The sequence below is a fragment of the Priestia sp. USM5 genome (genome assembly GCF_058323215.1).
The window spans coordinates 2,670,726-2,689,878 of record NZ_JBSGKN010000001.1; the positions used below are offsets into that span (position 1 = coordinate 2,670,726).

Here is a 19,153-nt window from a genome sequence, read left to right on the forward strand (position 1 = left end):
ATCTTAAATGTGACCGAACTTTTAAACGTATACATATTATACCATTGTCTTCCCATCTCTTAAAACGATTACTGTTATAATTTATATACGGATAAATCCCTTAAAAGTTTCACAAAACAAAAAAACAGGCAGCTTTTATAGCTGCCTGTTTTTTATTGATCTTCGCGCTTGTTGTAATCATACTTCGAACGTTCAATTGGTTTGAACCCTTCTGGTGTATGAAAGCGGAGTAAGTCTCCGTAAACAAGTTTATCTGATAGTTCTAGCTTTTTCTTAACTAGTTCATCATACTTATCATACTGTTTCGCTTCCTTATCTGAAAGCTGCTTGCCCGTTGCGTTGTCATACACTTTCTGATCAACTTTTGTTACCTTCGGTGTAACAAAGTCACCGTTACGGAAAGGTACAACTTGCTGATGTTCTTTTGATAATAAGTCTGTACCAAAGTCAATATAGTCTTTTGTATCAAGACCTAATAAATGCATCACTGTTGGACGAACATCTACATCTCCACCATACGTATGATTTACGCCGCCTTTAAGGCCTGGTGAAGTAATAAATAATGGTACGCGCTGCAGTTGAGCTTGTTCAAAATCATTGATGTTTTTACCCATTACTTTGCCCATTGCACGCTTATGGTTTTCAGAAATACCATAGTGGTCACCGTACATCACAACCATCGTATTGTCTGCTAAGCCAGAGGCCTGTAAGTCCTCAAAGAATTGCTTAATTGATTCATCTAAATAACGAGCCGTTTGGAAGTATTGGTCAACTGACTTATCTCCCGTATTATGAGGTCCAATCGTTTGGTCTTCCTTATCTAATGGATAAGGGAAGTGGTTTGATAACGTAATGAACTTCGCGCTAAATGGCTGCTTTAAGCCTTTTAGGTACGGCATTGATTCTTTAAAGAAAGGTTTATCTTTTAAACCATAGTTCAGCGTATCTTCGTCTGACATATTGTAATAAGCTGAATCAAAGAATTTTTCTACACCCATTGATTTATACATCTCATCACGGTTCCAGAACGATTTTCCATTTCCGTGGAACACAGATGTTGTATAGCCTTGCTGATCTAGAATACCAGATAGCGACTGATAGGTGTTATTTGCTTTTGTTGTAAATACAGAACCTTGAGGTAAGCCGAATAATGAGTTCTCCATCATGAATTCAGCATCTGACGTTTTACCTTGCCCTGTTTGATGGAAGAAGTTATCGAAATACATTGTGTTCTGATCTTTTAATAGTGAATTTAAGAATGGCGTTACTTCTTCACCATTTAACTTATAACCAATCATAAATGACTGAAGTGATTCTAATGAAATATAGATAACGTTTTTGCCTTTTGCTTGACCGAAATATTCTTTGTTCGGTTCAGCATACGTTGCTTTTGCATAGTTCTCTACCTCAGCCACATCACTGCTATCTGCTAGCGCGCGCTGTGCTGAAGATTTCGAGCTCTGGATGATGTCATAGATCGTATAGTTATACGTTCCTAAATATTTTACTAAATAGTTGCGGTCAAATGTTCTTGTTAATAGTTGAGGACGATCCATTTCCGCTAGTGCGATGTTGGCACTTAAGAATAAAATCCCTGATAAAAATACACCTGTCACAGTACGTCGACTAATTGTTGCTGGTAAGTCAACTTTTTTCCATAATACTAAAACTAAAAGAATAAAGAAATCTGTGAAGTATAAAATATCAGTTGGGCTAATTAAAGCCATAGCACTGCCGCCTAATTGACCAAAGTTGTTTGACTGAGTCAATACAGGAACAGTAATAAAATCATTAAAGAAGCGATAGTATACTACATTTGCGTACAGGATGAATGAAAGTAAAAAATTCATTCCAAGCAGTGCTCGTACTTTTCCGCGCCCTTTAAATAGTAATGCAATGGCAAAAAAGAAAATTGCCGAACCAATTGGGTTTATGAAAAGTAAGAACTTTTGCATAAAATTATCTAGCCCTAAGTTAAATTCGATACGATAAACGGTATACGTTTTAATCCAAAACAACAAAACTGCAATTAGAAATAACGGCAGTTGTTTCGAAAAAATATTTTTACCGTTTGTCATGAGCTGTTTCATATTCCCACCTCTGTCTCTATTGAAATTTAAGCTCACTTTTATTTTTATAGTAAATGTAAAAAGAAATCTCCCTTACAAAAAATGTAAGAGAGCTAATCTGTTCTTTCACATTTTAACTCTTTAAAAAAAATTGTCAACACCGCTACGTATAATTTTCACCAAACGTGAGAAAATAACTACTTTCTTATTCCCAGCTCTATCGGCTTTCAAACACAAATATATCCTGCGCTTTTTTCTTCTCACTATTTAATACGGACAGCTTCTCTTTAGGTTTCACTATTTTATATTTATTTTTTATTTTGTCCACTATACATATAAATTTAACACTTGCCTTAGTTTTCCTTCTGCTTTACAAGAGAATGCATAAAAGCACTTGTGAATATTTGTTATATCAATGCCTCTTATTTTCTTTTCTTTCTACAGTAAACCACATATTCTGAGTTATTTCTTTCTTTAAATATGAAAAAAATGTGTCAGTTTGCATCGAAAATTTTTATTTTTTTACCTTTTTGTTTATAATATAAATTATAAATATTATTTGAAATTTCAGATCTCTTTAATATTTGATCTAGAAAGTGCATTTTTTATATAAAATTGGAATGAGTACGGGCTACGTATACTTGTATACCTAGAAGTTTAAACGTCTTACATTTTTATAAAGGAGAAAAAATGAAAGAATGTATTGTTTTCATTACAAATATTATTAATGTATTGCACGATGGATTAATTTATATTTTTTATTTACTAGGATTTTCTCTTTCAGATAAAGAACTTCACTTCTGGATTATTGGCATTATTGGACTGCTCACGTTTTTAAGCGTTTATATGATCTTTAAATTATTGTCAAAATGGAAATTTAGTATTACAGCTATTTCTTTTATCTACACTCTTACGGTTATGCTTGTCTTAGTTTTTGCTATTGAAATTCAGCAAGGAATTACCACTCGAGGCAACATGGAATTTGATGATGCCATAGCAGGCTTATGGGGATTTTTAGTGTTTTTTAGTATTTATATCGCCTTTGCTTCTTTTTTTCTTTTATCCAAGAAATTATTGTCTTCAAATAAGGAGAAAAAGATAAAAACCGAGGCCCCTACTCGGAGCCAAAGGCATGTTAATTAATTTCGTTTGAGTTTTAAAACGACTTGATGAATCCGTATTCGATTATATCGTTGAACCAAAATAAACGGTACGTTTGCAATAATCGCATAAATAACCATCCAAACACCTATAGAAGGAGAGTTCCATATAAAAAAAAGAATAGAAGGAAGTATGCTGATCCAGTGAGTTAACTCTGCTCGATTTGTTTCCATTAAAAAAAGCTGTGCATATTCCTTCGTTCTACTCTCCCATTTCTTTTTATAAAACCCTCGTTTAAATAGCTTTCCTGCATCAGGAAGCCACGTTTTCCATCGGTGTACCCCGAATTTTTTATATATTCCAACTGTTTCCCAGCTGTGAACCTTAAACAGCGCAAGGTCTTTTTTTAAATAAAAGGCAGAAATTTTTGTGCACCTGTAGGCGATGAACATGTGAATCACAAACCATGCCATGATATTAATTAAGAGCTGAGCGCCTGTCATTTTATCACTTTCTTCTTTTTTTCTTCTTCTATAGATATGCTGCGTTCTTTCCATTTAACTTGCTTTCTCACCGCTGTTTGGATGAAAGACCATACGAATAGGCCCAGAAAAAACAGCACGTGAATAGGAAATAAGCACAAAGAAAAAAAAGTAAACGAACCTATTTTTCTTAAGCTATTAAATAAGAGACTGACATAGCAAACATAACTGCTAATTGCCAAGCCTGCATGTTGATTCCATAGAGTAGGTAAAAAAAGAACATAATTAATCATGCTAGTAAGCCATAAACTTACTAGAAATAAATAAATGGCTTCCGTTTTCCCCGCACCTGAAGCAAAGCTTTTACTCCACCCTCTTATCAGGCTTTTCATACCATCTGGATACATGCGCATGGAAAGAGCTCCTTGTCCACTCATACACGTAATAAATTCACCTTGTTTGCTCATTTTCTCAACCAGTGCCATATTTTCAACCACTTCTTTTTTTATCCCTTCGTGGCCTCCGCTTTGAAAGTAGGAGGCTGCGCTGCAAAGCAAGCACTGCCCGAAACCGACGGAAGGACTTTTCCAATTTTTAAAGGGGTGAAAAGCGCCAATCGATGCAAACGTAACATAGTGAAATAAAGCAGAAAACATTTCATAAGGCCTCTTAACAAGATGATAAGGATGAACCGACAGCACCCCCCCTTGCTGTTGATAGTAGAAAAATACTTTTTCAATTCCGTCTTTCTCTACTGTAAGATCAGCATCTAAAAACAAAAGCACCGAGCCTTTTGCTTCTCTTGCTCCATTCCAGCATGCCCATGACTTTCCTAACCATCCAGCTGGAAGTGTCCCCGGGTGCACTACTTTCACGCCAAATGCTTTGGCTACCCGCTCAGTATGATCTGTTGAGTTGTCATCTACAACAATCACTTCAAAGTCAGCGTTCTGTAACTGGAGTGACTGCAATAAAAAGGTAAGGTTTTTTTCTTCATTTCTAGCTGGAATAATAATGGATAAACATGACATATCGTTTCTTACTATTTTTACACGTTTAAATGTAGGGATAGTGATGACAAGCGTACCTGTCAAGACAAGAGCAACCAGTAAAAAAGACATCTCTTTCTCCTTTCCTTCACGTATGAAAATTAGCGAACTGGACAAAATAAAAAGTTGTAGACCTATTTTTATTTTGCGTGAAGTCATTTTATACACATTGTTGACAACTCGCTTTTGTTTTATAAGGAGGAAAAAGATGAAAAAGAAAGTAATTGTTGTAGGCGCAGGTTTAGGTGGTCTGTCAGCTGCTATTCGTCTGTCAGCTGATGGATATGATGTAACAGTCGTTGAAAAAAGCGAGCGAATTGGCGGTAAGTTAAATATTCGCAGCGGCAAAGGGTTTTCTTTCGATACGGGACCTTCTATTTTAACAATGCCGTGGGTGCTAGAGCAGCTGTTTGACAGTGCAGGCCGCAATATCCACGACTACTTGACAATAGAACGAATTGAGCCTCAGTGGAGAACTTTTTTCCAAGATGGAACACAAATTGATTTGACCAGTGACCTTCCTCGCATGCTTCAGCAGCTTCAAGAACTTGCTCCAGAAGACATTGAAGGTTTTTTTGACTATTTATCTTATGCAAATAAAATGTACGAATCGAACTTAAAAAGTTTTTATAAAAAAAGTTTATCTGGACTGCACGATTTACGAACGATGCACACGGTAAAAGAACTGCTTCAAATGGATCCAATGAGATCTATGGATGCTACTACACGCAAATATTTTTCAAACAAACATTTGCGTCAATTGTTTAATTTTTTAATTATGTACATCGGCTCTTCTCCTTATCATGCACCGGCTGTATTAACACAGCTTGCTCACGTTCAGCTAGGATTAGGTATTTATTACGTAAAAGGCGGAATGTACAAAATTGCTGAAGCGATGGATAAGCTCCTTCAAGAACTTGGCGTCACTGTGCATCTAAATACGCCGGTAAAAGAAATCACAACAAGCGGAGCAAAGGCAACTGGAATTACACTAGAAAACGGTGAAAGCCTATCAGCAGATGTTGTGGTATCTAATCTAGAAGCCATTCCAACTTACCGCTATTTATTAAAAAATCATGCGCAAGCAGCTAAGCAAACTCAGCAGCTTGCAAAATTTGAACCTACTGTTTCTGGCCTTGTTCTTTTATTAGGGGTTAACAAACAGTACAAACAGCTTCAACATCATAATTTCTTCTTCTCAAAGGATCAGAAAGAAGAGTTTGATACAATCTTTAACAAAGGTCAAGTAGCCATGGATCCGACAATTTACATTGGCGTATCGTCTAAATCAGACCCTACGCAAGCTCCTGAAGGAAAAGAAAACCTGTTCGTTCTTACTCATGTACCTCCTTTAAAAGAAGGCGACGACTGGGCTGCATTAAAAGACCGCTACCGTGATGTCGTACTAAAAAAGCTTGAGGCAATGGGATTAGAAGACTTACGTTCCAGCATTGAGTTTGAATATACGTTTACTCCTAACGATATCCAAGAGCTTTACGGCGCTAACGGTGGGTCCATTTATGGCGTAGCAACTGACCGTAAGAAAAATGGAGGATTTAAAATTCCGGCAAGAAGTCAGCTTCTTTCTAACCTTTATTTTGTAGGAGGCTCTACACACCCTGGAGGCGGCGTGCCGATGGTGACATTATCAGGTCAGCTTACAGCGGACGCGATTAATGAAGATTTTCAAATTCCTCGTATGCAAAAAGATATTGGATAATGAAAAAGTGCAGGAAATTCCTGCACTTTTTTTAAAAATTCATTTTTGACTGTCCACCGTCTACGTTTAATGTCGCACCTACTATCCATGAAGCTTGAGAAGATGCTAAAAAAACAACGGCGTTTGCCACTTCTTCTGGCTCTCCAAAGCGCCCTGCGGGTATTTCATTTTCAACAAACTGCTTAATCTTTTCCGGATTTTCATCCATTCTTTTTTTCCAATTACCCGTTTCATGCAAGATGCTTCCAGGCGCTACTCCATTTACACGAATTCCTTTAGAAATCATTTCATCTGCAAACGACTTTGTAAAGCTGATAAGCGCTGCTTTTGCGTTATTGTACGTGACTTTCCCTCCACTTTCTCTCCCAAAAATAGACGTAACATTAACGATTGCCGCATCTTTTGTCATACGAGCTGCTGCTAGCTTGCTCAAGTGGACAGCTGAAAAGTAGTTTAGCTCCATTGCTTCCTGAAAAAGAGATAAATCTGTTTCCATTGCCGTGCTTCCATTACTTCCTCCAGCGTTATTAATTAAAATATCAATACTCCCAAAGTCGTTAATGAATTTCTTAATTAACGCAACTCTATCCGCTTCGTTTGTTAGATCTGCTGTATATGTACGTACGTTTTCTAATTCTGACTGTGCATGCTGTAATGCTTCCTCTCCTCTTGCAGCAATTCCAACGTTTGCTCCTTCTTGAATAAACAAAGCAGCTATAGCTTTCCCAATCCCTTTTGATCCACCGGTAATGAGTACATTTTTACTTTGCAACTGTAAATCCACACGTATCCCTCCACGTTAAATGATAACTACTATACTTTCTATCATATCCCACCGCGTCTCAAAATTAAAATCATATACTACTTTACCTTTTACTTCCTTTCAAAGTGGGTTCTTTATGGATACATTCTTTGAATTTATTGTCAGAACTCTTAGCAAAAACAAGCCTTTGCGTGATATAATGCTTTTTGGTGTAAATGTTTTCAAATTGGGGGTTTTTTAATGCAACAAACGTTTTCAACGTCTCAAAAAGTTAAGCAGTTCGTTTTTATTTTATTTCCGATATTGGTCACCCAGTTTGGAATGTTTTCAATGACTTTCTTTGATACGATGATGTCAGGAAGAGTTAGTGCAGATGACTTGGCAGGGGTAGCAATTGGTTCGAGCTTATGGGTGCCTGTTTTTACAGGGCTAAGCGGAATTTTAATGTCTATTACACCAATTGTTGCACAGCTGGTGGGAGCTAATCAAAAGAAAAAAGTTCCGTTCTCTGTCATTCAAGGGCTTTATGTCTCCATTTTAATGGCCGCTGTTATCATTTTAATCGGCTTTTTTGTTGTTAGTCCTATCTTAAAAGGAATGAATTTAGAAGCAAACGTGATGCGCATTGCCAAACAGTATTTAATCGCTTTATCTTTTGGTATTATTCCGCTTTTTATTTATACGGTTTTACGAAACTTTATTGATGCTTTAGGGCAAACTCGTACGTCTATGCTGGTCACCATTTTAGGGCTTCCGATTAATGTGGCTTTAAACTATGTATTAATCTTCGGTAAGCTGGGCTTCCCTCACTTGGGTGGCGTAGGCTCTGGTTATGCAACGGCCATCACATATTGGTGCATACTTGTCATATCGATTTTAATTATTCATAAAAAAGAGCCTTTTTCTAGCTTCGGTTTATTTAAAAAATTTCACCGTATCTCATTTTCTGCCTGGAAAGAAATATTAAAAATTGGTTTACCTATCGGTTTTTCCGTATTTTTCGAAACAAGTATTTTTTCAGCTGTCACGCTGTTTATGAGCTCATATAATACCATTACAATCGCTTCTCACCAAGCAGCTATTAATTTTGCCTCATTTCTCTATATGATTCCACTGAGTATTTCGATGGCTTTAACAATCGTTGTAGGATTTGAAGCGGGTGCTAAACGGAATCAAGATGCACGAAGCTATAGCAGAATTGGTATAACAATTGCTGTTGGCATGGCTTTTGTTTGCGCAGGTCTTTTATTTACTCTTCGAGAATCCGTAGCATCTTTATATACAAAAGATGCAGAGGTACTGGCATTAACTTCTCACTTTTTGATTTATGCAATTTTCTTTCAGCTTTCTGATGCTCTTCAAGCTCCTATTCAAGGTGCGCTGCGAGGATATAAGGATGTAAATGTAACCTTTTTAATGTCCTTGGTATCTTATTGGGTAATTGGTCTACCTTTAGGCATTGTGTTAGCAAAATACACCGATTTGCAGGCGTTTGGCTATTGGGTTGGACTAATTGCTGGGCTCGCTGCAGGAGCAACAGGACTTGCGTATCGTTTGATAAAAATACAAAAAAAGCAGCTGCTAGAGGAGGATAAATCTTCTCGAACGGCTTAAACCAAAAAAGAACGTTCTCAAAAGAACGTTCTTTTTTGGTTTAAAGATGGATGGATATTCTTCCTTATACTAAGACCTAAAACTTCTTATTTATTTAAGGTACGCTCTAACTCTTGTAAAAGCTGTTCCGCACCTTTTTTACTTAACACAACGTTTCCATTACCAAAGGTTAAGTTTTCACGCGTAATTTCCCCAGTTACTAAGCAAGCACCATACGGGCTATACTTTTGTAAAATAATAATATCTTCATCAACATATATTTCTACTGGATCACCTGTGTTGATATTTAAAATACGGCGCAATTCAATAGGAATTACTACGCGACCCAATTCATCTACTTTTCTTACAATTCCTGTAGACTTCATAAAATCCATTCCTTTCATAGTAAACAAATAATATCTTCTCGATACAAATCTAGTCAAATTCGTCAGAGTTGCTAAAACCAAAATGCTTGAATGATGGTCTGATAACGGTTTATAAGTTCTTAAAATATGGCAAATAACGTATTAAATAGATTTATATACACTTTGTATCATATCAATTCGTACACTATTTATGAATAGTGCATAATCTTTAAAATCGAATTCATCCATATATGTTAAAAGTGTGTATTTTATCCATAATATAACTATATATCCATCTTTTACACTACTTTGTACCCATTTTATAACTTTTATTCCGACATAAGACGACAAAATCAGCTATAGAAAAAACGTGTCTTTTCTAACTAAAGACACGTTCATTTGGACCCGAAGTTGTCACGAATAGCTTTTTGAATCATAGCTTCACACCGCTCCAGCTCTACTTTTAATTGTTTTTTATATAATTTAGCTTTCTCTTCTCCCTCATTTGTAAATGTATAATAAACCACTTCTTGAAGCTTCATTCCTTCTTTTTTACGCTTCACCTGTTTGAGGACACCGTCTTCAATCAAGTCATGAAGAGCTTTGTATACCTCAGAATGATTAGGTTTGAATCCAAAAGGTCGAAATTCATCTCTCAACACATCTAATAACCGAAGGCCATACAGACGCTCTTGCTCCGTCATTGTAATCATATATAATTTTAAGAAAGCACGTTGTTTTAATAGAAAACCACTGGATGTACGCTTTTCTCTCATCTCAACTTCCCCCTTCACATACTTGCTTTCATTTAGAATAATAGAAAGCTCTATACGTAATTATACTTTTTTTATTCTACATAATCCTTCTTTTTCACTCAAAATCTCTTTTTTTCCTCACATTTTTTCACTTATTTACGCATTTTTCTCATTCTTTGTAAGCAGGCATTGAATTTTCTTTTTTTCATATATATAGAAGGAATTTACGTGAATATAAGGAGGGGTTCCTTTGAGTAAAAAATATGAAGAGATTGATTGGGGTTCAATTCAGCATAAGGTAGAAGATATGCTTGGAAATCACTTTTGGAGCGATTTAAATCACATCTTGCCAAAGCGATTTCCAAACGTCGATTTATATGAAACCGATAAAGAAGGCATTATCGTCGTTGAAGTTCCTGGACTACATTCCACTAACGACATTCAAATTAAGTTGGACGCAAATATATTAACAGTTGAAGGGAACGTTCCTTATGCTTATGAAGCATCTAAACAAAAGCTAAAGCTGAACGAACGCCATACAGGCGTATTTTCTCGCACGGTCAAACTTCCTTTTCACTACACGGACGAACCAGTTCGCGCTAAGTACAAAAATGGTTTATTGGAAATTCGACTGAATAAGATAGAAAATGATCAAACCATTGCTATACAGTTTGAAGATGATTAACTGCACGTAACAAAAACCCTTCTGCTAGCAGAAGGGTTTTTGTTAGAGCGCTGAACTTAACACAACGTTTCCTTTTGGCGTCTTATTATTCGCGTTCGGTTCTAAAGTAATGGCCATAACATCCCACTTTTCACTCTGTTCTTTTTGGCTCATCGTATAGACCACTGTCCCATTTCCATTTTTATCTGTTACAAAAGCACCTGCCGGGTGAGGCTTATCACCTTTTATGAGCCATACCTGATAGACTTCATTCCCTTTTACATTTTTCAAGTTATTCGCTTGAATGACCACATTTAAATTTCCACCTTTTTTCGTCAGAGATGCTGTTGCTTCACCAGAAACATTCGGCTCTGCCTGCAGCTTCATCGTTTTCTCAGATGTAAGAGGTTCATTTTGAGGAGCAACCGAAACATTTGGTTCTTGTTTGCCTTTGTCTCCATCTTTCAACAGAAAGTAGCTGTTTCCTACAAGGGATAAAATAAGTGCCGCAGCTAATCCAATAATGACGGATTTTTTATTTGATTTCTTAGACGCAGCATATTGTTTTTCATTTTTTAAAGCTATTGATTCTCTCTTTGTCTCACCTTGATCTTCTTCGAATACATTTGCAAGTATTCGCTGTTTCATTTCTGGAGGAGGAGATTGCTCTGGTGTCAAATACGTTAGATCTCCAAGAACTTCCTCCAGTTCTTTTAGTTCATCCTGACAGCTTTGACAGTTTTTTAAGTGCATTTCAAACTCTTTTTTCTCATGGGAAGTCAACTGATCATTATAGTAATCAATTAGTTTATCGCACATACTCATGAATCAGCTCTCCCTTCTGCATCGGTACCTAAATATGTTTTTAATTTCCGCAACGCTAATCGCACCCTACCCTTTACTGTTCCTAATGGGATTTGCTGCTCTTCTGCTACTTTTTGCTGCGTTAATCCCTTAAAATAAACGGATTGAATAATCTTTTTTTGGTCTTCAGACAATTTTGATACAGCGTGCCGTACTCTCTGCTGTTCTTCTTTCCACTGAAGGTGCTCGTCAATCTGAGGATGATCATCTTCAATAAAATCAAAAATTTCTTCTGAGAAAATAGGATCGTTTTTTCTTTTTCTCACCATATCAATCGCGGTGTTTCTTGTAATCGTAAACAGCCATGATGAAAACTTCCCTTTTTCATCGCTGTAAACTCCCTTTCCTCTCCACAGCTTAATAAATACTTCTTGAACAGCTTCTTCAGCAATATCAGAGCTATTTGTTAACCGGTATACAAACGAATAAAGAATTCGCTCGTACTTGTCATACAGCAGTTCAAGGGCTTTTTTGTCTTGTTCTTTTATTCTATTGTATAAGACAACGTCGTTTTGCTCTTTCATACCCTTCTCCTTTAACTCTTATGAGTCCTTATTATATAATCGAATTACCTTTGCATTTGGATCACTTTCACATCTTTTAAACGTACCTTTATTTTTCAAAAATGACAAGTAATTATACTTTTTTTATGGAATAGGAGCGAAATTGTCCAATGAAACATTTGATTCTTTTTGATGGCATATGTAATTTATGTAACAGCAGTGTTCAATTTATTATTAAACATGATGAACAAGCTTTGTTTTCTTTCGCCTCTCTTCAATCAGATTTCGGAAAGCAGCAGCTCGCCTCTCACGGCTTACTTCCTGAGCAATTAGACAGCATTGTATATATCCATGGAAAACAAAGATATATAAAATCAACGGCTGCTTTAAAAATCGCCAAGCGCTTAGATGGACCCGTTAAATTTTTATATGCACTTATTATCATTCCTGCGCCTATTCGAGATATCGTATACAACTGGATCGCTCGCAACCGATATAAGTGGTTTGGCAAACAGCAGCACTGCATGCTCCCAACTTCTGATACAAAAAAGCGATTTGTCGATGACTAAAAAAGCTCGGCACATAGAGAAAAAACGATTCCAAAGAGGCATATTTTTATGTTAAGAAAGTCTATTCATAAAAAAATCCGAACTGATTCAACATTCTAATGAAAGAATGCTGAACTATAGTTCGGATTTTTTATCTAACATATGGTTGTATGAGCTTTTTTAGCTTCCACCCATTGCTTTTTTATTCGTTGCTTCAATTGCCTGCTTCATTGTTAAGAAAAAGTCTTGTTCTTTCATCACTTTTAATCCTTCGGCAGTAGCGCCGCCTGGAGTTGTTACTTGCTCTCTTAAAGACGCAGGATCTTTGGTTTCATGCAGCATTTGTACAGAGCCATACATCATTTGAATAACTAAATCTTTGGCTGTTTTTTCGTCCACACCGTAAGCAGTCGTTGCATCAATTAACGATTCTGCAAAATAATATAAAAACGCAGGTGCACTGCCAGTTACAGCCGTTAGCTCATGTACTTCTTTTTCTGAACACTCATGTGCTTCACCAATTCCTTTTAAAATCATTTGAAGCACTTCTTTATGCTCTTTTGTTGCAGAAGTTCCAAGTGTATACAGGGACATCGATTGCCCAATCATAGCAGCTGTATTTGGCATAATCCAAGCGACAGGCGTTTCCTGAGGAAGGTGGTTTTCTAAATAACTCGGACCAATTCCTGCAGCTAACGTTACAACAAATTGCTGATTTAAATGAGTCGAAAGTTCCTTGAGAACGGAAGGATGCGCCTCGGGAGGCATCGCTAAAATAATAACGTCCGAATTGTCAACTTCCTGGCGCCAATTTTGCGTCGTTTGTACGCCGTACGTTTTTTCAACTCGCTGTAACCGACCGATATCTCCGTTGTTTGACATCACCACTGCCTCAATACTATCAGCGCTGCTCGTAACCAAGCCAGCCGCTACGGCTTCAGCCATTCGTCCTGCTCCAATAAATAAAATTCGCTGTTTTTTCATCTGTTACTCCCAGTTATATGTCCAGAATTCTTCTCTTGTTAATAGACGTTCCATTTGCGGATAGTCAGATAAGCGATCGAAGTCAATTGCGTTCATCATTCCTTCTGTTTGAGAACGATGGGCTTTTAACGCTTCAATTTTTTTATCTTTCATCGCTGTTACATCAAAAATAACATCTGGTTCTCCAATATGTTCAATACGATCTTTTGAAAACGCATGACACCAAACAACCGGACGCTTTTCTTTTGGCATACGTTTTACCGCTTGGATCGTAGCTGCTCCCGTGGCATTGTGATCAGGGTGTACTGCAAAGCCAGGGTAATGCGTTAAAATGTGAGTCGGCTTTACATCGTTAATAATTTCTTCAATTTTATCTGCAAAAACATCAATATCAAGAAATTCTAGCGTTTTATCACGAAGCCCTAGCATACGCAAGTCTTGAATGTCTAAAACGTTTGCTAAATCTAAAAGTTCTTTTTTTCGGATTTGAGGTAGAGTTTCACGGTTAGCAAACAGCGGTCTACCCATGTTTCGTCCCATTTCACCTAGCGTAACACAAGCATATGTAACGGGCGTTCCTTTTTGTCTAGCTTGCGTGATCATTCCTGCTGCTCCATATGCTTCATCGTCAGGATGCGGAAATACAATTAATAATCTTTCTTCCATGTTCTATTCTCCTCTCTTTTCTGTTATGAAAACGGATGTTCACTTAATTGAAGGGCAACTGCTAAACGACCTTCAAAGTCATGCCCTGCTAAAAGAAGTCTGCCTTCTTCATCAATTTCCCAATCTGTTAATCCCTCTGCATAAATCCATCCTAAATCAATTTGAAGACCTACACGATAAGGACCTTCTCCAGTTATCTTTCCGTTTGAAATAGTGACTTTACCATTACGAATAAAAGCCCCAACTGTCATTACTTTTTCATTTACGTGTGAAGCATATGCACCGTTTGTCGTTTCAAGGTGTACATATACGTCTTTATTTAAAAATGTTTGTATTTTTTTTTGAACTGTTTCTTTATGAATTGGTTGCACGCTTGTTACTCCTTTCTCATGTTCATAAATTGTATTGTACTAAAAATCAGGAGCGAATCCTAATGTTTAGTTCTAGACTTTGAATTTCTTTATTCCATCGTTCATAATCATACATAAATGTTAATTCTTCCCAATTCAACATACTGATTTCTTGAATGTCTATAATAATCTCAGCGAGTTCACGGCTAAGCATACCTAGTTCTTTTCCTTCTGCCAGCTTTTTTTTGTAACGATTAAAAGCTGGATCTAATTGTTCAATTTGTGCATAAATTTCATGGATAGAGCCATATTGTTGAATAAGAGGCAGTGCGGCTTTTTCTCCTACACCTGGAACGCCCGGAATATTATCAGATTTGTCACCAAGCAATGCTTTTACGTCCACCCATTGACGAGGATGAATATTATATTCTTTTTGAAAGTGCTTAAAGCCATAAACAAGATCGCCAACCTGCTTTTTAGCAATAATTTGCGAAATATGTTGATCTAGGAGCTGAAGCAAGTCTCGGTCGTTGCTATAGATGTACCCTGGACTTTGCTTTTCCTTACTCCACTTGCTTGCAAGTGCTCCAATTAAATCATCTGCTTCATAAGAAGACAATGACATTTGATAAATGCCTACTGTATCAAAAAATTGCTTTAACGTTTCGTACTGCTGAATCAGCGGATCAGGCAGCTCTGCTCTTGTTTGCTTATATAAAGCGTATGTATCTTTACGTTTTGTATCCTCGCGTTTAACATCCCAAGCGACGAAAATATGGCTTGGCTCATATTGGTGAATCAGTGCATGCATTTTTTGAATCGTTACTCTCAGGGCATTCGTAAATTGGCCCTTACTGTTTCTTGTCAACGCTGCTTCATCTCTTCCATAAGAAGTAGCAAAATAACAGCGGCTTAATAAATTAAATCCATCAATTACTAATAGTGTTTCGTTCACATAGTCACGTCCTTTGAAAACTTTGCTCCTTTAGCTTTTAGAGCAAACATACTATAGCACTTGTTCTTTGTACGCGTCAATGAAGTGCACAAAGCTCAAAACCCGCCCATTTTTTTCTCTCAATGTAAATGTAGTATAAAGATGTTAAATTGTTGTTATGATTTATTCGTTTGACTTTTAGAACTTTTGACTATCCTATAAAATGAGGATGAAAGATCAATCCTACAAATGAAGGTGAAAAAAGTGAATAAAAACACGATGATTAAAACATTAAAAGTTATATCTGTTGTGTCGCTTCTCGCTTTGTTATTTATCATTGCTTATGATCGTTCCATGTCTACATCCATGATTATTTTGTTCAGTTCGCTCATTTTCTTTGTATTTGTACTTAGCGACTTTTTTTTCGATCGCAAGCCGTGGGGATTAAAAGGCCTTCAATTATATATATCACTGATGTTATTCATCATTGCCATTTTTGAAATGCATCAAGTTGTCAGTTCACTTTGCGTTATTTCCATTATGGCTCTACCAAAAGTTATTGACGAATTAGCTTAAGCGCGAATGATAAATGATAAAATCCATGATCACAATGATCATGGATTTTATTACGTTTTGAGTAATTTTTCAGAGATGCGAAGAGCTTCTTCTATGCCAAATTTACGCACTAAACTGATGGCTTCCTTTATTTCTCTCTTTTTCAAATCATGAGTCGGATTTAAATTTAACAACACTTGAATAACAACTAAATCCCGCATCGTAAACATCATATTCTTTTTCATATCTCGCTGAAATGTATACTGTTCTTTTAAGAGCCGGTCACTTATTGCTAACACTTTCGACTCCGGAAGATGTAGCTGCGCTCCTGCTTCTTGACAAGACCACAATTTTTTCACTCGATCTTCAGCATTCATATTTGCGACTCGTGCATATGTAATATCGCTGTTTTCTTGACGAATCTCTATCTCTTTTAACGTTGGCTTTAGCACCGTTTTTCGCTTAGAGACTTTTTTCTTGTTAACTCCTGTATCCCTGAGGACTCTGCCGTGAACAGTGTAAATGTCGTATTCATTTTCTCTTTTTACATCTTGTTTATTGTATTTTGGAAAATAACCATTCACAAGCATCGTTCTCAACATATCTAATTCTTTTTTTAATCCATGAACTTCAATATATCCAACCGCATGAATTTCTTTGTGGAATTTTTTTGTATTGCTAACACCTTTTCCTGCAACGTGAGCTCTTACTCTTTCTGATAGAGAGCCCGTCGTGGTTCCGATATACAAAAGCCGGCCGGGTTCATCAAAGAAAAAATAAATGCCGGGAGCGGAAGGCAATTGTCCCATTTCTGCTGTACTTAGCAGCTTTTGCAATACTTGCATGACTGCTAAATCAATTTTTGCTGTCATTATTTTTGATAACCTTTTAACATTTCTTCATATACTTTTAGATGCGTATGTACAGTTTGAAGAAGCGGTACGTGTATAGACGATTTTTCAGCTAACTTCAGCAAATATCCTTGAAGGTGGTCTCCTTCAATTTGAGAGCTTTTTTCCATGTCGCGCTGCATCGATGACTTCATGTCATACGTCATTTTGTCCATCGTATTCATATGCTGTTCAATGATTCCTTCGGCTAATGGTGCATCGTAGGCCATCATAATATTTTCCACTTCTTTAAAAAGTTCTTGCACAAATTGACGCCCGCCTTTTGCTGCTAAAACTGGTCCAACAGGTGCGCGCATAAGAGTAGTCATGCCTGACATAACCGTAATAAACAAATACTTATGCCACATATCCTGTTCAATATATGAACTTTTCACAAACGAAGCTTTTGTACCACTGAACGCTTGCTCAATCAGTTGTAATCGTTCTGTGTCCTTCTGCTTAAATTCACCAAATACAAGTCTGTGAGCAGGACTCGTCTGGACGACCTCTCCATCTTGGTTTAAAGTAGTTTCAATAAAGCACAGCCCTCCAATGACTTTCTCTTCCCCAAAAGCTTCCTGCAATGGAGCGACATGAGCCATACCGTTTAACAAAGGTATTACAACGGTCTGATTCCCTACAAAAGGACGGACATCTTCAATTGCTTGTGTAAGATGATAAGCCTTCGTTGTGAACAAAATAACATCATAAGGTCCTTTTACCTCAGATTTTGTAATAGCTTGTACAGGTGAAGTGAAGTCACCGTGTGCACTTTTAATCACAAGTCCGTTTTGTTCCAGCTCTTTTTTTCTGCGCTCTCTGACAAGGAAAGTAACATCTTCTCCTTTTTCCACAAGCCTGCCTCCAAAATAACCGCCAACGCCGCCTGCGCCTAAAACTAATATTCGCATAACTTTTGCTCCCCTTTTCTTTTTCTTTTATTGTAGCACAGCTAGTTTGAAATTTTATAATATTCTTATTTCATTGTATTTTGAGTTTTCTACAAAAGATAGCCATAGCGCTTTTAAAGTTGTTATAATGAATACAAAAAAGCATAAAAATTTACGTTTAGACATTTATCCCCTCTTGGATATACGATTTACCAACCCGTAATCGGAAAAATTCCGATTTAAATAATGTTATTTACATAGGAGAGACTGAAATGAAAACAGAAATCTACATTTTATCTGGATTTTTAGGCAGCGGAAAAACAACGTTGCTTAAACAGCTGCTTCAGCAAGAAAAAGATCGTAATCGCAATATTGCTGTTGTGATGAATGAGCTTGGCCAAGTTTCGATTGACTCAAATGAAGTAGAAGAAGACACGCCGTTAAAAGAATTGCTAAATGGCTGCGTGTGCTGTACGATTCAAGGTCAATTTGAAACGCAGCTTCATTCACTTTTACAGGAGAACACATTGGATGCTATCTATATAGAAACAACGGGAGTTGCCCATCCCATTGAAGTATTAGATGCTTGTATGTCTCCTCTTTTTGCGCATCAAGTTACGATTAAAAGTATTATCACCACACTGGATGCGACAAGATGGAAAGAACGTGGTTCCTTAAGCATTCAACTTCAAAAACTTCTTCAAGAACAAGTAAAACATGGGGATGTAATTTTATTAAATAAAACGGACATGCTGTCTGAGTCAGAAAAGTCTTCCCTGCTTTTTGAGATTCAATCCATTAACGCTAGTGCAAGGACATTATTAACGACATTTTCCCGCGTGAAGCTTGATGTGATTCAAAAAGCTCAGCTGTCTCAAAAACAGCCGCACCATAAGGCTCATGTTGAAGATCATCTTCATTTGAAAACATTTGTATATGAGTTTACAAAAAAAGTGGATCTTGAATTATTTGAAAATTGGCTTCGCCAAATGCCAGATACCATTTATCGCATTAAAGGCTACATGCGCTTCACTCATTCGAATGATACGTATTCGTTTCAATATTCATACGGCATGCCTCTATATATGAAAGAAATGATGAAGCTGCCCACCACTCTTGTCTTTATAGGTGAAAACCTCGATCACGCTAAGATGAAACAAGAATTATTTAATCTTGAACAGCAATCTCATTAAAAATCCCGCTCTAGGCGGGATTTTTTTATTACTTATAAACAGGCATTTTGTACTCTGCGCAAAATTTCATATGCACGATTTCCGGCTAACTCTGTCAATTCTTCAAATTTTTCATCTCTTTTCAAATCGAGTTCAATAATTTCTTTTGCCAGCTCAATAATCTCTTCTTTTTTCAATTGTTGCACAGCCATGTAAAACGCCCTTCCCTTTTAGAA

General features: G+C 36.8%; 22 protein-coding genes. 7 read left to right on the forward strand and 15 right to left on the reverse strand.

Annotation, left to right across the window (positions count from 1 at the left end; all coding sequences use genetic code 11):
* Positions 1-152: 152 nt before the first annotated feature.
* Positions 153-2,090, reverse strand: a complete 1,938-nt coding sequence (gene ltaS / locus ACWATA_RS14395) for a lipoteichoic acid synthase (protein ID WP_013056729.1) — start codon at positions 2,088-2,090, stop codon at positions 153-155.
* Between the two features lie 669 nt (positions 2,091-2,759).
* On the opposite strand from ltaS, the gene ACWATA_RS14400 reads away from it, so the two are divergent.
* Positions 2,760-3,212 carry a hypothetical protein gene (locus ACWATA_RS14400; protein WP_013056728.1) on the forward strand — a complete coding sequence of 151 codons (453 nt, stop codon included), beginning with the start codon at positions 2,760-2,762 and terminating at the stop codon, positions 3,210-3,212.
* On the opposite strand, the gene ACWATA_RS14405 is transcribed toward ACWATA_RS14400, so the two are convergent.
* Positions 3,209-3,727, reverse strand: a complete 519-nt coding sequence (locus ACWATA_RS14405) for a glycosyl-4,4'-diaponeurosporenoate acyltransferase CrtO family protein (protein WP_228307693.1) — start codon at positions 3,725-3,727, stop codon at positions 3,209-3,211. The genes ACWATA_RS14400 and ACWATA_RS14405 overlap by 4 nt on opposite strands.
* The gene (locus ACWATA_RS14410; RefSeq protein WP_034269311.1) at positions 3,670-4,773 is read right to left on the reverse strand and encodes a glycosyltransferase family 2 protein; all 1,104 of its coding nucleotides are present in this window, start codon (positions 4,771-4,773) and stop codon (positions 3,670-3,672) included. The genes ACWATA_RS14405 and ACWATA_RS14410 overlap by 58 nt, the downstream gene beginning before the upstream one ends.
* Before the next feature lie 136 nt (positions 4,774-4,909).
* Between ACWATA_RS14410 and ACWATA_RS14415 the strand changes: the two genes are divergently transcribed.
* Entirely contained in the window at positions 4,910-6,421 is a 1,512-nt protein-coding gene (locus ACWATA_RS14415) for a phytoene desaturase family protein (RefSeq protein ID WP_028413625.1), read from the forward strand.
* Between the two features lie 31 nt (positions 6,422-6,452).
* Here the strand turns inward: ACWATA_RS14415 and ACWATA_RS14420 are convergent, their stop codons facing one another.
* The gene (locus ACWATA_RS14420) at positions 6,453-7,205 is read right to left on the reverse strand and encodes an SDR family NAD(P)-dependent oxidoreductase (RefSeq protein WP_028413626.1); all 753 of its coding nucleotides are present in this window, start codon (positions 7,203-7,205) and stop codon (positions 6,453-6,455) included.
* 219 nt (positions 7,206-7,424) lie between these two features.
* On the opposite strand from ACWATA_RS14420, the gene ACWATA_RS14425 reads away from it, so the two are divergent.
* A complete protein-coding gene (locus tag ACWATA_RS14425) occupies positions 7,425-8,798 on the forward strand; it encodes an MATE family efflux transporter (protein ID WP_028413627.1) in 1,374 nt (457 codons plus the stop codon).
* 86 nt (positions 8,799-8,884) lie between these two features.
* Here ACWATA_RS14425 and ACWATA_RS14430 read toward each other — a convergent pair whose 3' ends face one another.
* Both ACWATA_RS14430 and ACWATA_RS14435 read right to left on the reverse strand, forming a co-directional pair.
* Entirely contained in the window at positions 8,885-9,163 is a 279-nt protein-coding gene (locus ACWATA_RS14430) for an AbrB/MazE/SpoVT family DNA-binding domain-containing protein (protein WP_025752053.1), read from the reverse strand.
* A gap of 374 nt (positions 9,164-9,537) precedes the next feature.
* A complete protein-coding gene (locus tag ACWATA_RS14435) occupies positions 9,538-9,918 on the reverse strand; it encodes a replication termination protein (protein WP_013056721.1) in 381 nt (126 codons plus the stop codon).
* A 229-nt stretch (positions 9,919-10,147) separates the two neighbouring features.
* Between ACWATA_RS14435 and ACWATA_RS14440 the strand changes: the two genes are divergently transcribed.
* Entirely contained in the window at positions 10,148-10,582 is a 435-nt protein-coding gene (locus ACWATA_RS14440) for an Hsp20/alpha crystallin family protein (protein ID WP_013082862.1), read from the forward strand.
* Positions 10,583-10,624: 42 nt separating this feature from the next.
* On the opposite strand, the gene ACWATA_RS14445 is transcribed toward ACWATA_RS14440, so the two are convergent.
* Both ACWATA_RS14445 and ACWATA_RS14450 read right to left on the reverse strand, forming a co-directional pair.
* Positions 10,625-11,386 carry an anti-sigma factor gene (locus ACWATA_RS14445; RefSeq protein WP_028413628.1) on the reverse strand — a complete coding sequence of 254 codons (762 nt, stop codon included), beginning with the start codon at positions 11,384-11,386 and terminating at the stop codon, positions 10,625-10,627.
* Entirely contained in the window at positions 11,383-11,949 is a 567-nt protein-coding gene (locus tag ACWATA_RS14450) for an RNA polymerase sigma factor (protein ID WP_028413629.1), read from the reverse strand. Before ACWATA_RS14450 ends, ACWATA_RS14445 begins: the two co-directional genes overlap by 4 nt.
* Before the next feature lie 149 nt (positions 11,950-12,098).
* On the opposite strand from ACWATA_RS14450, the gene ACWATA_RS14455 reads away from it, so the two are divergent.
* Positions 12,099-12,497, forward strand: a complete 399-nt coding sequence (locus ACWATA_RS14455; protein ID WP_028413630.1) for a thiol-disulfide oxidoreductase DCC family protein — start codon at positions 12,099-12,101, stop codon at positions 12,495-12,497.
* A gap of 159 nt (positions 12,498-12,656) precedes the next feature.
* Here ACWATA_RS14455 and proC read toward each other — a convergent pair whose 3' ends face one another.
* The 4 genes from proC to ACWATA_RS14475 are packed head-to-tail and all read right to left on the reverse strand — an operon-like array spanning position 12,657 to position 15,431.
* The gene (gene proC, locus ACWATA_RS14460) at positions 12,657-13,460 is read right to left on the reverse strand and encodes a pyrroline-5-carboxylate reductase (RefSeq protein ID WP_028413631.1); all 804 of its coding nucleotides are present in this window, start codon (positions 13,458-13,460) and stop codon (positions 12,657-12,659) included.
* A gap of 3 nt (positions 13,461-13,463) precedes the next feature.
* Positions 13,464-14,126, reverse strand: coding sequence for a bacillithiol biosynthesis deacetylase BshB2 (bshB2, locus tag ACWATA_RS14465; protein ID WP_013056715.1), 663 nt, complete (start codon positions 14,124-14,126; stop codon positions 13,464-13,466).
* 23 nt (positions 14,127-14,149) lie between these two features.
* Positions 14,150-14,497, reverse strand: a complete 348-nt coding sequence (locus ACWATA_RS14470) for a YojF family protein (protein WP_013056714.1) — start codon at positions 14,495-14,497, stop codon at positions 14,150-14,152.
* 46 nt (positions 14,498-14,543) lie between these two features.
* Positions 14,544-15,431 (reverse strand): 5'-3' exonuclease, encoded by an 888-nt coding sequence (locus ACWATA_RS14475; RefSeq protein WP_154991422.1) that lies wholly within the window; start codon positions 15,429-15,431, stop codon positions 14,544-14,546.
* A gap of 243 nt (positions 15,432-15,674) precedes the next feature.
* Between ACWATA_RS14475 and ACWATA_RS14480 the strand changes: the two genes are divergently transcribed.
* On the forward strand, positions 15,675-15,986 hold the full coding sequence (locus ACWATA_RS14480) for a hypothetical protein (RefSeq protein ID WP_016763842.1): 312 nt from the start codon (positions 15,675-15,677) through the stop codon (positions 15,984-15,986).
* A gap of 50 nt (positions 15,987-16,036) precedes the next feature.
* Here the strand turns inward: ACWATA_RS14480 and ACWATA_RS14485 are convergent, their stop codons facing one another.
* Together ACWATA_RS14485 and panE are read right to left on the reverse strand one after the other, a co-directional pair.
* Complete coding sequence (locus ACWATA_RS14485; protein WP_028413633.1) at positions 16,037-16,837, reverse strand: GIY-YIG nuclease family protein; 801 nt, start codon at positions 16,835-16,837, stop codon at positions 16,037-16,039.
* Complete coding sequence (panE, locus tag ACWATA_RS14490) at positions 16,837-17,766, reverse strand: 2-dehydropantoate 2-reductase (RefSeq protein ID WP_028413634.1); 930 nt, start codon at positions 17,764-17,766, stop codon at positions 16,837-16,839. The genes ACWATA_RS14485 and panE overlap by 1 nt, the downstream gene beginning before the upstream one ends.
* A 251-nt stretch (positions 17,767-18,017) precedes the next feature.
* On the opposite strand from panE, the gene ACWATA_RS14495 reads away from it, so the two are divergent.
* Complete coding sequence (locus tag ACWATA_RS14495; RefSeq protein WP_014460454.1) at positions 18,018-18,938, forward strand: CobW family GTP-binding protein; 921 nt, start codon at positions 18,018-18,020, stop codon at positions 18,936-18,938.
* Between the two features lie 32 nt (positions 18,939-18,970).
* Here ACWATA_RS14495 and ACWATA_RS14500 read toward each other — a convergent pair whose 3' ends face one another.
* Positions 18,971-19,129, reverse strand: coding sequence for a hypothetical protein (locus ACWATA_RS14500; protein ID WP_013056708.1), 159 nt, complete (start codon positions 19,127-19,129; stop codon positions 18,971-18,973).
* Positions 19,130-19,153 lie beyond the last annotated feature (24 nt).

What these genes read in the sequence shown, in the direction of transcription:
- ACWATA_RS14430 (WP_025752053.1), bottom strand. Translation starts at nt 9,163, where the DNA reads ATGAAGTCTACAGGAATTGTAAGAAAAGTAGATGAATTGGGTCGCGTA.
- ACWATA_RS14410 (WP_034269311.1), bottom strand. Translation starts at nt 4,773, where the DNA reads ATGTCTTTTTTACTGGTTGCTCTTGTCTTGACAGGTACGCTTGTCATC.
- proC (WP_028413631.1), bottom strand. Translation starts at nt 13,460, where the DNA reads ATGAAAAAACAGCGAATTTTATTTATTGGAGCAGGACGAATGGCTGAA.
- ACWATA_RS14495 (WP_014460454.1), top strand. Translation starts at nt 18,018, where the DNA reads ATGAAAACAGAAATCTACATTTTATCTGGATTTTTAGGCAGCGGAAAA.
- ACWATA_RS14425 (WP_028413627.1), top strand. Translation starts at nt 7,425, where the DNA reads ATGCAACAAACGTTTTCAACGTCTCAAAAAGTTAAGCAGTTCGTTTTT.
- ACWATA_RS14485 (WP_028413633.1), bottom strand. Translation starts at nt 16,837, where the DNA reads ATGACAGCAAAAATTGATTTAGCAGTCATGCAAGTATTGCAAAAGCTG.
- ACWATA_RS14400 (WP_013056728.1), top strand. Translation starts at nt 2,760, where the DNA reads ATGAAAGAATGTATTGTTTTCATTACAAATATTATTAATGTATTGCAC.
- ACWATA_RS14415 (WP_028413625.1), top strand. Translation starts at nt 4,910, where the DNA reads ATGAAAAAGAAAGTAATTGTTGTAGGCGCAGGTTTAGGTGGTCTGTCA.
- ACWATA_RS14435 (WP_013056721.1), bottom strand. Translation starts at nt 9,918, where the DNA reads ATGAGAGAAAAGCGTACATCCAGTGGTTTTCTATTAAAACAACGTGCT.
- ACWATA_RS14455 (WP_028413630.1), top strand. Translation starts at nt 12,099, where the DNA reads ATGAAACATTTGATTCTTTTTGATGGCATATGTAATTTATGTAACAGC.
- ACWATA_RS14450 (WP_028413629.1), bottom strand. Translation starts at nt 11,949, where the DNA reads ATGAAAGAGCAAAACGACGTTGTCTTATACAATAGAATAAAAGAACAA.
- ACWATA_RS14405 (WP_228307693.1), bottom strand. Translation starts at nt 3,727, where the DNA reads ATGGAAAGAACGCAGCATATCTATAGAAGAAGAAAAAAAGAAGAAAGT.
- panE (WP_028413634.1), bottom strand. Translation starts at nt 17,766, where the DNA reads ATGCGAATATTAGTTTTAGGCGCAGGCGGCGTTGGCGGTTATTTTGGA.
- bshB2 (WP_013056715.1), bottom strand. Translation starts at nt 14,126, where the DNA reads ATGGAAGAAAGATTATTAATTGTATTTCCGCATCCTGACGATGAAGCA.
- ACWATA_RS14500 (WP_013056708.1), bottom strand. Translation starts at nt 19,129, where the DNA reads ATGGCTGTGCAACAATTGAAAAAAGAAGAGATTATTGAGCTGGCAAAA.
- ACWATA_RS14445 (WP_028413628.1), bottom strand. Translation starts at nt 11,386, where the DNA reads ATGAGTATGTGCGATAAACTAATTGATTACTATAATGATCAGTTGACT.
- ltaS (WP_013056729.1), bottom strand. Translation starts at nt 2,090, where the DNA reads ATGAAACAGCTCATGACAAACGGTAAAAATATTTTTTCGAAACAACTG.